We start from the raw sequence: 12,160 nt of genomic DNA on the forward strand, positions 1-12,160 counted from the left end.
AAAAAGCGCAGAACCGAAGCTCTACGCTTGTTTGCGCAAATAAAAGTAAAATAAAACCCCATCCGCCGTATTCGCCACGCCAAAGGGCAGACCGTGCAGCTCCAATATTTTTTTGGCGATCGCCAGGCCCAGCCCAGTTCCGCCGGTCGAAGGATTTCGGGAAGGCTCCCCGCGGTAAAAGCGATCCCACACCTTTTCCAACTGCGCCTCCGGGATATGAACACCGCGGTTCTCCACGCTCACCTTTACGGAATCCGCCTCTTCGGCAGCCGTGACGAGGATGGATTCCCCTACCGGCGTATAACGAATCGCGTTGGTCAGGAAATTGACCAAAACCTGCTCAATGCGGTGCCGGTTGGCCACGACTTCGGCCTGCGCCATTCGAGTCGACAGCCGCAGCCGCTTGTCCGCGAGCTCCGGGGCCAGTTTACCGCAAACCCGCTCGATCGCATGGCCGATTTCAAACGGTTCTTGCTGCATTTTGTACGTGCCCGACTCGTATTTCGCCAGCTCCAGCATATCCGCGATTGATAAGATCATGCCGTTTACTTCTTCTTCCATCGCCGCAAAATAATAGTCCCGCTTATGGCCGGCCACCCCGTCCTTGAGTACGGCCAAACAGCTTTGGATGACGCTCAGCGGAGTTTTCAGCTCATGCGACACTCCGGCGATAAACTCCTTCCGCGTGTGCTCCAATTGCTTTTCCTTCTCAATGTCCCGCTCCAGCTGCAGAATATGAGAATTTAACCGCTCGGACAGCTCGTTGATGCTGGCGGACAGTTGTCCCACTTCATCCTTGCCGCTCACCGGCAGCTTCTCGGAGAAATCGAGGCGGGCGATTTTTTGCGTGGTCCGGTTGATGCGCAGCAAAGGCCGGGCAATCCGGGTGGAAAAGTATAGCGAGGCCAGCACCGCGAGCAGCAATGCGGCGATTACAATATAAACGTAATAATTTTGCATCACCGCTGCGGCTTCGCTGACGGGTTGAAGCGACGTCAGCGCGAAGATATAAGAGGACTTGCCTTCCCGATCCTGGATACGCTCCACGAACAACTTATAGTTCACATCGTTTTCCGCAAAATTCATCACCTCGCCGTTTCCGTCAACGGCGAAATCACCGTACAGCAGGTCCGCCTGAAAAGCTTTGACCCGCTCCAGAAACAAACGGTTCGTATAACGGGAGACGCCGGCTCCTTCCGGCAGCGCAAGTTTCGTGATCGTCCCCTGGACCAGCGCCGAAGGATATTTTTCATGATATTGCACCGGGCTCTCAAAGCGCGGGACAACCTCGTATTCCTTATTGGCCAGCAGCGTATTTTCCAGACGGTTTTCCTCTCTTAAGCCGGAAACGCCCCTGGCCATCCGCTGCGGAATCAGGCGCCCCTTCATCATAAGACCCTCGATCGCGATCGGCTGGCCTTCCTGGACCCAGGTACCGCCGAAAGCGTACAGCGGATTGTCGGCGCTAAAATCGTCCACATTCGCCACAGTGTAAAGCGGAATCGTCAGCGTTTGGCCGTCAAGGTCAGGGAAACCTTCAGCCTGTTCCAGCCGGACCTCCATCTCAAAATCGGCGGAGTACTGCAGATACCCCATTTCGTCCAACGCCGCGATCCAGATGTTATGCTCCCGGTAAAATTTCTGCTCCAGTTCGGCCGCGGCGTTTGGTTTCCCGCCCGTTTTCAGGTAGTCCTGCTTGAACGTTTGAACGGCGGCCTTGACGTCCGACACTTTTTGATGCATATAAAATTGTTTGAAAAACACGGTTTGCGCGGCGAAAATCATTGCAACGAGAAATAGGCAAAGCGCCGTCGTCAGCAAAAACAGCTTGAGGACGATTCCTTTTAACATGGCCGATCCTCAAATTTGTACCCGGCGCGTACCACGGTCACGATGCATTGGGCCTTGTCGCCCAATTTCGCCCGCAAATTGCGCATATGGCTGTTGATCGTCCGTTCATCGCCGGGAAAATCGTATCCCCATATTTTCGCCATCAATTGCTCCCGAGTCACGATCGTCCCTTTGTTTTTCGTGAGGTACGCTAAAATTTCGAATTCCGTGTACGTTAGACTGCAGTCTGCCCCGTCAATCGTTACTGAGCGGGAAGGCAGGTGCAGCGCGATCCCGGCCCCACCCAAAGTGTCCTTTTCTTGCCCGGGCATATGGCGAGGTTCCAGAAAACGTTTGGCCCGGGCCAGCAAAACAGGCGGGCTGCACGGCTTGACGACGTAATCGTCCGCGCCCAGCTCGAAGCCGAGCAAGGTATCGTCCTCGTCCGAACGGGCCGTCAGCATGATGACCGGAACGTCCGACACCTTGCGGACCCGCCGGCACACCGCCCAGCCGTCCAATTCAGGCAGCATGATGTCGAGAATGATCAATTGGACTTTATGCTGTCCGAACAATGCCAGCGCCTCTTTCCCGTCACCCGCCTCCAATACCTTGTATCCTTCATTAAGGAAGTAATCTTTGATAATTTCCCGTAAAAGAAGCTTATCTTCGACAATCAGAATTGTTTTTGACATGGTTCTACCTCTCGTTATGTATTGTGCTTTTGGATTTGCGGTATTCCTTGGGTGTTTTTCTATAATGCTTTTTGAAGGACTGAATGAAATGATTGGCATGGTTGAAACCCACTCTACGGGCTATTTCTGAAATCGTACAGTCCGTATCAACCAATAATTCGGTGCTTTTTTTGATGCGATATTTAATTAAATAGTCATAAGGAGTCGTATGCAGTGTTTTCTTGAAACTGCGGTTGCACTCAGAGACACTCAGATGCGCGGCTTCGGCAATTTCCGGTAAAGTGATGCTGTCGGCGTAGTTCTGATGGATATAACTGATCATTAATTGAATTCTTTCTTGCTGTTGTTTGAATATTTAGGCGATTCCTCGGAAGAAAGCGTAATATTGGATATCATCGTGAACCAGAACTGCACGGTTTTCATGGAAACCTTATATTCCCACCCCCAGGATTTTTTTGTTCAAACATTTTCTTTATATCCCAGAGCATCCCTATCATTTCAAGTTGCCATTTCACGTCTGGCTTGATTACTAGAGACAAAAATAAAGAATTGGTAAAGGGAAGAACATAATTCTTTTCCATAGTACTGTTCGCAAAAAATCCTAACTTTTTCCCAATTCATTGGAGGATTGTTCAGCATGTCGGGAATGGGGATGTATTTCTGGGCAAAATCCAGAATAAACCGGCCCAACCGCAAGGGTGCGATTAGACCGAAAGATAGAAGTCAGGATTTAGTTGGATGATGCTTCTGACGGCTCGGCGTGCAGAAGCTCAAGCTTTCCGGTTGAACGGTCGGCCAGGGCGATCCGCCCCTTAATCTCTCCGCCTGCCCGCTTAAAGGTTAACAGCTGGGTCTGGCCTTTGGTCAGAAGCGCATTTAGCATGGAAGCGGAAATTTTCTTTCCGGCAAACTCTTTCCAAATGACGAAGCCGCAGCCCTGCTTGTAATGCGTGCAGCCGTAGCCTTTGCGGCCTTCGATGATCTGGCCGCCGCAGCCTTCCCGCGGGCAAGGGGCGAGCGCCTGCAGCCCCGGGCCAGCCGCTGGCTTGGCTGCGGAGCCTGGCGAAGCCGCCGCGCTGGCCGAGCCGGCCGCTCCTTTGGCGGGACGGCCCGTCGGGCCGGCTTTCGCGGTTTTTCCGCGCCCGCGTCCCGCTGGTTTGTCTCCGTCCGCCGTGCCGAACAAGGCAGCGTCCGCTTTTTGCTGCGTCCGCACCTTTTCGATGATCGACACCGTAAACCGCCGCACATTGTCCATGAACTTGTCCGGAGTCGCTTCCCCGCGGGAAATTTGGTACAGCCGTCTCTCCCATTGGCCGGTCATTTCCGGAGAAGTCAGCAGCTCGACGCCGGCGCGGCGGATCAGCTCCACGGCCGTCCGGCCTTTTTGCGTGACGGTGATCCTTTTGCCTTGCATCGTGATGTAGCCGACTTTTTTGAGCCGCTCAATCGTCGCCGCCCGCGTGGCCGGCGTGCCGAGCCCGGCATCCTTCATCGCTTCGCGCAGCTCCTCGTTTTCAAGCTGCTTTCCCGCACTTTCCATCGCTTTAAGCAGCGTCCCCTCGGTATAATGCTTCGGCGGCTGGGTCGCTTTCTCTTTGGCCTGGGCCTCCGTACATTGGACCGGCTGGTTCCGGTCGATTTGAAACGGCTCGCTGACCAGTTCCTCGGCTTCTTCCTCTTCGTCCTTTTTCTTGCCGCGTCCGCCCGGTTTAGAGGCCTCGTCGCCGGGGAGGCACACTTTCCAACCCAGGGAAAGCAGCTCTTTTACGTTCGTTTTGAACGTCTCTCCCTCCACCTCGGTCAACACGGTATGCTGCTTGTACTCGGCCGGCGGATAAAAATGCGCAAGGAACCGGCGGACGACGAGGTCGTATACGTTTTGCTCCTCTTTGCTTAAATTGCCCGGCCGTTTTAGCGTGGGCAATATCGCATGGTGATCTTCCACGCGCGCTGGATTGCACACGGATTTGTTGCCCACATGCACCAGCTTCGGATTGCCGCCTTCGGCCAGCGTTTGATACGGCGTCGATTTAAGCATATGAAAAACTTTGTGCATCCCGTCGATATTTTGTTCCGTCACATAGTTGGAGCTTGTCCGCGGATAAGAAATGACTTTATGGCGCTCGTACAGCGCCTGCGCCAGATCGAGCGTTTTTTTGGCGGAATAGCCGTATTTGGCGTTGGCTTCCCGCTGCAGCAGCGTCAGATCGTACAGCTTGTACGGATATTCTTTCGTTTCTTTGACTTCGTATTCGGCGATGCGTCCGGCTTTTCCCCGCACTTTATCGGCGATGGCCTTCGCTTTATCCGCGTCGGTCAGCCGCTCCCCTTGCCAAGTTCCGGCGTACTTGCGGGTGTCCTGCGCAAATTCCGCCTTGATTTCATAATACGTCAGGGAATCGAAATTTTCAATCTCTTTCTGCCGGTCATAGATGAGCGCCAGCACCGGAGTTTGTACCCGGCCGACGGACAGCAGCTCCCGATGCTTGGTTGTGAACGCTCGCGTAGCGTTCATGCCGATCAGCCAATCGGCCTCACTGCGCGCCCTGGCGGCGAGCGTCAAATTTTCAAACTCCGCGGCCTCATGCAGCTCCGCGAAGCCCTTGGCGATGCTTTCGCTGGTCAAATCGGAGATCCACAGCCGTTTGACCGGCTGGGACAAACGGAGCTGCTGCTGGATCAAAGCGAAAATATACTGCCCCTCGCGCGCGGCGTCGCACGCGTTGACGATTTGGCCGCAGCGTTTGGCCAGCTCGCCGATCGTCTTCAATTGATCTTTCGTTCTTGGGTTCGGCACGATTTTAAACCGTTCCGGCATGATCGGCAAATCGCCGAAATTCCATCGTTTATACTTGTCGTCATAGGCGTCTGGTTCGGCAAGTTCGAGCAGATGGCCGATCGCCCACGTGATGATGTACCGTTCCCCTTCCAGATAGGATCGATTGTTTTTCGCTTTCGGTTCGATAATGGCGGCGATCGTCCGCCCCATATCCGGTTTCTCGGCAATCACGAGCGTTTTCATGCTTGAACGTCCCTCTTTCTCTGTCTTTCCGTCTCTTTTTCTACAGGTGTCCCTACCTTGACTTTTGCCCATTCAACCATAAATCATAAGCGAAGCGTGCGGTGGGATGATTCCCTCCGGTATCGGGAGTTAACGGCATTTTATGACGTTACTTTACTGTTTTGGCCACATCCGCATAAAATAGAGGAATTTAATGTCCTTATTTCTTCGGCCGCATCTTTAAAAAGCCTTTATTTCCGATTAGCTTCAAAAATAACGCCATAAAATTCCCTTAAGCCGTTAAAAAGGGCGATTTCTCCACTGATAGCGACACTTTTTACCGTTATTTCAGCGCGCACCACACAAGAAACGGGCAGCACCTAAAAAAGAGCCGCGCTTCGCGCAGCTCTTGTAAGCTTTTACTATTATATCACAACTTTTGAGGTTAATAGAATGACGTTTTAAACGAATGCTACACCAATACGGTCGAGCCCATCAGATATTTATCGACCTCGCGGGCGGCCGCCCGGCCTTCGTTGATCGCCCAGACGACCAGGCTTTGTCCGCGGCGCATGTCTCCGGCGGCAAACACCTTATCCACGCTCGTCTTGAATTGGCCGTATTTCGCCTTCACATTTGTGCGGCGGTCTTTTTCCAGCCCCAGCTCATCTATAATCGTCGATTCCGGACCGTCGAAGCCGATGGCGATCAGCGCCAATTGCGCCGGGAATACCCGTTCCGTCCCCGGAATCGGCTCATAGATTTTACGGCCGGTTTCGTCAACGGTACGGCGGATTTGCACCGTGTGCAGCTCCTTCAAGCTGCCGTTCTCATCGCCGACGAACCGCGTCGTCATGATCGAGAACTCGCGCGGGTCGCTGCCGAATATCGCCTTGGCTTCCTCCTGCGCATAATCAAGGGTATATACATTTGGAAACTGCGGCCAAGGGTTGTTGATCGGATCGCGTTCCAGCGGCGCTTTGGCGTGCGTGCCGAACTGGGTGATGCTGCGGCAGCCGTGGCGCAGCGCCGTGGCGACGCAGTCGGAACCCGTGTCCCCGCCGCCGATCACGATAACGTCCTTGTCTTTGGCGGACAAATACTGTCCGTCCTGCAGCCCCGAATCCAGATAGCTCTTGATCGTGCCGTTCAAAAACGGCATCGCGTAATGCACACCGTTCAAATCGCTGCCTTCGATGTTGAATTCGCGCGGTTTCGTAGCGCCGCCGCACAGTACGACCGCGTCGTATTCGTCGACAAGCTGCTTCGCCTTGATGTCTTTGCCGATCTCCGTGTTGGTGACGAATTTCACGCCTTCCGCAGCCAGCAAATCAACGCGGCGCTGCACGACCGCCTTGTCGAGCTTCATCGTCGGAATGCCGTACATCAGCAGACCGCCGATGCGGTCCGAACGTTCATATACGGTCACATCATGGCCCGCTTTGTTGAGCTGCGCGGCGCAGGCCAGTCCGGCCGGGCCGGAACCGACGACGGCGACTCTGCGGCCTGTCCGCTTCTCCGGAGGTTCGGGAACGACCCAGCCTTCCTCAAAACCTTTGTCGATAATCGCCTGCTCGATCGTTTTGATCGTGACGGGCTGTCCGATCAGGCCGACGGTGCAGGAGCCTTCGCAAGGCGCGGGGCAAATACGGCCCGTAAATTCCGGAAAATTGTTCGTTTTGTGCAAACGCTCCAGCGCTTCCTTCCACAAACCGCGATAAACGAGGTTATTCCATTCCGGGATCAAATTATGCACCGGGCATCCCGAAGTGCCGCCGGCCATGTCGATGCCCGTATGGCAATATGGCGTGCCGCAGTCCATGCAGCGGGCGCCTTGCGTCTGCAGCTCTTCCTCGGACATATGTTTATGGAATTCTTCCCAGTCCCGAACCCGTTCGGACGGGCTGCGATCCCCCGGAAGCTCGCGTTTGAACTCCATGAATCCTGTTGGTGTAGACATCTATACGTTCCCCCATCCGTGTTCTTGTCTAGTGATGCTATGACTTGAAAAAGCCCGCTATTCACAGCCTGAAACTGATCAATGCGGACTTTTTAACTCTCCGTGTCAGTGTATCTTGATGTTAGCACCCGGGGGAAACGATATTAATGGATTAATCATATGATAATTTGCATTATTCTTCACATCACTTGCGGCGTTCGTAAGTCAAAAAACGGTAATCATAAGGATTCTTGTCATCACGAATCCCCTGCTCCTCATGCACTAAATCAAAATCCTCCCAGTTTAGGGAGGGGAAAAACACATCCCCTTCGATGTCCTCGTCGATGCGTGTCACGAGCAGCTTGTCGGCGACAGGCAAGAAGAACCGGAATACGCCTGCGCCGCCGATCACCATCAGCTCTTCGCCTTCCTTTTCGTAACGCAGCGCCTCTTCGAGGGTATGCACGATATCGGCTCCCTCGGCCCGGTAGGACGTATCCTGCGTCAGCACGACGCTATGGCGGCCCGGCAGCGGTTTGCTCCCCATCGATTCCCAGGTTTTCCGGCCCATAATCATCGTTTTGCCCATCGTCTGCGCTTTGAAAAATTTCAGGTCCGCCGGCAATCGCCAAGGCAGCTGATTGTTGCGGCCGATCACTCCATTTTGGGCCATCGCCCAGATCAGCGTTATACTCATACGTATCCTGCCTCCCTGTCTATATGGCCACCGGTGCCTTGATCGCCGGATGATGCTGGTAGCCGACGAATTCGAAATCTTCGTAAACATAGTCGAAAATCGAGTCCGGCTTGCGTTTGATCACCAGCTTCGGCAGCGGGAACGGCTCACGCTCCAGTTGAGTTTTGACCTGCTCCAGATGGTTGCTGTAAATGTGCACGTCCCCGCCGGACCAGATGAACTCGCCTACTTCCAAACCGCATTGCTGGGCCACCATATGCGTCAGCAGCGAATAGCTGGCAATGTTGAAAGGCAGCCCGAGGAACGTGTCCACGGAGCGCATCGTCAGCATGCAGGACAGCTTTCCGTTCGCCACGTAAAACTGGAACACAAAATGGCATGGCGGCAGCTTCATCCGATCGACCTCTGCCACATTCCAGGCACTCACCAAATGGCGCCGCGAATCCGGGTTTTTCTTGATCGCCTCGATCACAGCGGCAATTTGGTCGATCTTCCGCCCGTCCGGCGTTTCCCAGGAACGCCATTGCGAGCCGTACACCGGCCCAAGATCGCCGTTCTCGTCGGCCCACTCGTCCCAAATGCTGACACCGTTCTCTTTCAAATATGCGATATTCGTGTCGCCCTTTAAAAACCACAGCAGCTCATGGACAACCGATTTCAAATGGATGCGTTTTGTCGTCACCAGCGGAAACCCTTCGCTTAAATCAAAGCGCAGCTGTCTGCCGAAAACGGAGAGAGTCCCTACCCCGGTCCGGTCCTCCTTTGGCGTGCCGTTCTTCAATACATCCTCCAACAAGTCCAGATATTTTTTCATCTATAACACACCCCGTAACCATTGATTTGATCTTCCCTATTATAGCAGACTTCGCCGCTCAGGAAAGCATATCGTTGACGAGGTGCGGCAGGCTTTACAGCTTGCGGGCTTCCCTTAACGCTGGCGGCTGCGTTCTCTTTGACCCGACAGTTCCACCAAAAAGGACTTCAAATCAATGATCCGCAAATGCTCCGGCTGTTTGTCCGTCCCGCAAATGATCAACGGCACCAGCGAGGCCGCTTGATCAAGTCCGCCGTGAGCTCCGCCGCCGGGATGCGTCGGCGAGCCGGCTTCCGTCAGCTCATACCCCGGTTTTGCGGTAACGACCAGAAAACGGCCTTCGTGAGAGTTTAGCGCGCCCTGCAGCCGCTTTAGCGCATCGGGATATTTTCCATAGGTAAGCCGGGATTTCCCTGAGCCTAAGTCCATCCGTTTCAGATCGAGGATATCCTCGTCGCCCTCCACTATCCAAGTCTGTCCGTAAGGATCTATCAGCTCCCCTCCCTGCCGGAATTTCAGCGTTTTTGCCGAACCGCCCTGATAAACGACCGTCCGGCCGTTCTCCTCCCAAGCTACCGTATCGATCCGCTTATCCGCTCTTAGGACATCGGCGATCTCCTTTAAATCCGCCTCCGGCTTTAAACTGTAGACATAAGCCATCATGTCGTTGACGCCTAAAGCAATCTCGGTTGCAGGCGATACGGTTTCGCCTGCGGGCAGCACTTCAAAACGGCTTAGCAGCTTGGGCAGATCTATCGCCGCAGCTTGATCCTTCGGCAGCACCTTATCCATCCCGTTGTCTCCGGCTATAATGATGACACACTCCTTAAGCGCTTGCTCCAAGCTTCCGAAGGCCTCCAGCATAGATCGCAGCTCGCGATCCGTGTCCCTGATTCCGCTTAAGTCCGCCGGGCCGTGTTTATGCACCTTTCCATCGAGCTCCGGTAAATAAACGTACAAGAAATCAGGCAGTTGCTTCGACCGGATCAAATATTTGACGGTTTCAACGACGTAGCGATCGTTAAAGCCCATTAGGTCCGCCGGACCTACGGGTAAAGAGAGCTTTCCCGCCAGCGGGTTCGACAATGCCCCAAACGTCAAAAAATCCGGTCCCTTAACCGTTAGTTCCTTGGGCAAAGAGGTGATCGCGGTAACCGGATCCGGCAGCGTTAAACGGTGCTCCGCAAGTCCGCGGTAAATCAGGCCGTTTACCGAACCGGTGGTCAATCCCCGCTGCTGCAGAACTTCGTAAATCGTCGGCACTGCAGGATTTAAATCCCGCCCGTTCATATTAACGAGCGCGTCGGTCAGCACCTGTCTCGTCCCCCGCCGCAGCACCTCGAACGGCCCGGAGCCGTAGCCGATCACTTTATCGCCGTCTTGCGGATACCAGGTTAATCCGGGCAAGTGATGCCCGTCGGGGTAGGTTCCGGTTAGCAAGGAGCTGTCTATGCTTACGGACATCGTTGGAAAAGAACTGACCATATCTTTGAAATACTGCCCGCGTTCAATGAAATAGCGAAAGGTCGGAAGCTCATTTTGCCGGATCCCGCGGTCAATCGCTTGCGCCATCAGGGAATCGACCATAAAAAAAATGATCTTTTTCGGAACGGCTTGCCGCTCTGCGGCGGTTTGGATGCGAAGCAAATCTTGCTCTTGCGGAGCCTCCTGCTTATGGCAGCTTATCGTTAACAAACAAACGCCAATGACGGTCAACAAACGTTTCAGGTGTGCGTGCAGCAGCATGTTATGTACACCAGCCTTCCCTGTTTAGGGTTAGTATGTCACCTCGATCCGAGTCGATTCCAAATCGGCCTCAATCTGGCTGATATAAGTTCCGTCTCGGCCAATAGCCATGTTTTAAGAACATTCGTTCGCAAGAAAAGGTTGACAATCTCCGTCTGGAAGGTTATAGTAAATACACCAAATCGAATTAGGTTCCGCGAGTGAAGCACCTCGCAAGACAGGCATTTACTGCCTTTCTTGGAGGTGCTTTTTTGCGTGCCTGGTGATGATTAAAAAAGGTTAGGGAGCTGACGAAGTATGAAAATGCGGAAACAAATGCGTAGCCTGCTGCTTGTGATCATGATCCTGCCATTTATGTTTTTGGGGAGCGTGCAAGTTCGGGCAGCCGATTCCTGGGAAGCGGCTTGGTCCGGCATCGACGCCGTTTACGACGGACTCACCGCGGTGCAGGCCGTCGTTAAGCAGGAAAGGGCATCGATCACTGAGCTTCGCAAGAAAAATAACACAGAGTTGAAGGCGGTGAACGCCAAAGTGAAAGCGATCGACAAGACGCTGATCAGCCGCTTGTCCGCCGAAGCCGAAACGGTCCAGCGCAAACACGCTTCGCTGCTCGAGCAGTATTCCAATCTCGGCAAGCAGATTACCGCCGCGGGCAAAGCCAAAAATACGAAAAGCGCCGATTTGCTTAAATTAAAACGCAACAAACTCAAGCCCTCGGTCGCATCGGCCAAAGCGGAAATCAAAGCCAAAAAAGACGCGCTGACAGCCGCCAAAAAAGCGGCCAGCGCCAAAGCCAAAATCGTGAAGGAGGCGCTGGCCCCGGTGCAAACATTTAAGAAACAGATCTCCGCGGAAAATAAAACGATGGCCGCGGCAAAAAAATCGGTTACGGCCGCAAACAAGCGTTATAGAGCAAGCGTTAAGCTTGGTGACGCAATCGGGGCCGTAAGCGGCCTGAAGGAGGCGTATGATCAGACAAGCAAAATTCACGCCTCTCAACAAAAAGTATACGAATGGGAGAAGAAAATTTCGCAAACGATCAGCTCCGCGGCCGCCAAGCTGCCGAAGTAGGATGACGGGCTGATTCTGGAGAAGAGGCAGCGATGGAATTACACTTCCCCCGTCTGCCTCTATCCATACGTATCTGACGATTCCCCCCATTTTTAAGCGGACTTTATCTTTGGAAACGCAGCCGATTTAAGAAAGCTTGAACCCTCTTCTTTTAACACGGCCCTAGCCTCCACTTTAAAAAAGCCGTCTTCTTCCCGGGCCGATAATCGCTCGGGATACGGATTGCCCAAGAGATCATTTTGCCCCCCGAGATCGCTCTCCTTCAGCGCCATGAGCCACAAGAAGCATAGGTGTGATAGAACTTCGCGCAAACAATTAAACCCCTCCATCACTTTTCCGGAATTCTCCTTCAAATAAATCTAATATT

The 12,160-nt window shown here is 53.6% G+C and carries 10 protein-coding genes; 1 reads left to right on the top strand and 9 read right to left on the bottom strand.

What is annotated here, in order from left to right; genetic code table 11:
* Positions 1 to 21: 21 nt before the first annotated feature.
* The 8 genes from NYE74_RS20175 to NYE74_RS20210 form a co-directional block, all read right to left on the bottom strand.
* Positions 22 to 1,851, bottom strand: a complete 1,830-nt coding sequence (locus NYE74_RS20175; protein ID WP_124332143.1) for a sensor histidine kinase — start codon at positions 1,849 to 1,851, stop codon at positions 22 to 24.
* Positions 1,845 to 2,525, bottom strand: coding sequence for a response regulator transcription factor (locus NYE74_RS20180; protein ID WP_036623079.1), 681 nt, complete (start codon positions 2,523 to 2,525; stop codon positions 1,845 to 1,847). Before NYE74_RS20180 ends, NYE74_RS20175 begins: the two co-directional genes overlap by 7 nt.
* Positions 2,526 to 2,529: 4 nt before the next feature.
* A complete protein-coding gene (locus NYE74_RS33360) occupies positions 2,530 to 2,847 on the bottom strand; it encodes a helix-turn-helix transcriptional regulator (protein WP_051985450.1) in 318 nt (105 codons plus the stop codon).
* A gap of 408 nt (positions 2,848 to 3,255) precedes the next feature.
* Complete coding sequence (locus tag NYE74_RS20190) at positions 3,256 to 5,547, bottom strand: type IA DNA topoisomerase (protein WP_341005144.1); 2,292 nt, start codon at positions 5,545 to 5,547, stop codon at positions 3,256 to 3,258.
* Between the two features lie 451 nt (positions 5,548 to 5,998).
* Entirely contained in the window at positions 5,999 to 7,486 is a 1,488-nt protein-coding gene (locus NYE74_RS20195) for a glutamate synthase subunit beta (RefSeq protein ID WP_036623082.1), read from the bottom strand.
* 184 nt (positions 7,487 to 7,670) lie between these two features.
* A complete protein-coding gene (locus NYE74_RS20200) occupies positions 7,671 to 8,162 on the bottom strand; it encodes a dihydrofolate reductase (RefSeq protein WP_036623084.1) in 492 nt (163 codons plus the stop codon).
* Between the two features lie 19 nt (positions 8,163 to 8,181).
* Positions 8,182 to 8,976 (bottom strand): thymidylate synthase, encoded by a 795-nt coding sequence (gene thyA / locus NYE74_RS20205; RefSeq protein ID WP_036623085.1) that lies wholly within the window; start codon positions 8,974 to 8,976, stop codon positions 8,182 to 8,184.
* Positions 8,977 to 9,090: 114 nt separating this feature from the next.
* On the bottom strand, positions 9,091 to 10,722 hold the full coding sequence (locus NYE74_RS20210; RefSeq protein WP_341005145.1) for an alkaline phosphatase family protein: 1,632 nt from the start codon (positions 10,720 to 10,722) through the stop codon (positions 9,091 to 9,093).
* A 297-nt stretch (positions 10,723 to 11,019) separates the two neighbouring features.
* Between NYE74_RS20210 and NYE74_RS20215 the strand changes: the two genes are divergently transcribed.
* Positions 11,020 to 11,793, top strand: a complete 774-nt coding sequence (locus tag NYE74_RS20215) for a hypothetical protein (protein WP_124332148.1) — start codon at positions 11,020 to 11,022, stop codon at positions 11,791 to 11,793.
* A gap of 92 nt (positions 11,794 to 11,885) precedes the next feature.
* Here NYE74_RS20215 and NYE74_RS20220 read toward each other — a convergent pair whose 3' ends face one another.
* Positions 11,886 to 12,125 carry a hypothetical protein gene (locus NYE74_RS20220; protein ID WP_124332149.1) on the bottom strand — a complete coding sequence of 80 codons (240 nt, stop codon included), beginning with the start codon at positions 12,123 to 12,125 and terminating at the stop codon, positions 11,886 to 11,888.
* Positions 12,126 to 12,160: the final 35 nt, after the last annotated feature.

Source organism: Paenibacillus sp. FSL P4-0127, from assembly GCF_038007325.1.
Lineage (GTDB): Bacteria > Bacillota > Bacilli > Paenibacillales > Paenibacillaceae > Fontibacillus > Fontibacillus macerans.

Coding starts and splice junctions, on each gene's coding strand:
- NYE74_RS20175 (WP_124332143.1), bottom strand. CDS start 1,851: ATGTTAAAAGGAATCGTCCTCAAGCTGTTTTTGCTGACGACGGCGCTT.
- NYE74_RS20180 (WP_036623079.1), bottom strand. CDS start 2,525: ATGTCAAAAACAATTCTGATTGTCGAAGATAAGCTTCTTTTACGGGAA.
- NYE74_RS33360 (WP_051985450.1), bottom strand. CDS start 2,847: ATGATCAGTTATATCCATCAGAACTACGCCGACAGCATCACTTTACCG.
- NYE74_RS20190 (WP_341005144.1), bottom strand. CDS start 5,547: ATGAAAACGCTCGTGATTGCCGAGAAACCGGATATGGGGCGGACGATC.
- NYE74_RS20195 (WP_036623082.1), bottom strand. CDS start 7,486: ATGTCTACACCAACAGGATTCATGGAGTTCAAACGCGAGCTTCCGGGG.
- NYE74_RS20200 (WP_036623084.1), bottom strand. CDS start 8,162: ATGAGTATAACGCTGATCTGGGCGATGGCCCAAAATGGAGTGATCGGC.
- thyA (WP_036623085.1), bottom strand. CDS start 8,976: ATGAAAAAATATCTGGACTTGTTGGAGGATGTATTGAAGAACGGCACG.
- NYE74_RS20210 (WP_341005145.1), bottom strand. CDS start 10,722: ATGCTGCTGCACGCACACCTGAAACGTTTGTTGACCGTCATTGGCGTT.
- NYE74_RS20215 (WP_124332148.1), top strand. CDS start 11,020: ATGAAAATGCGGAAACAAATGCGTAGCCTGCTGCTTGTGATCATGATC.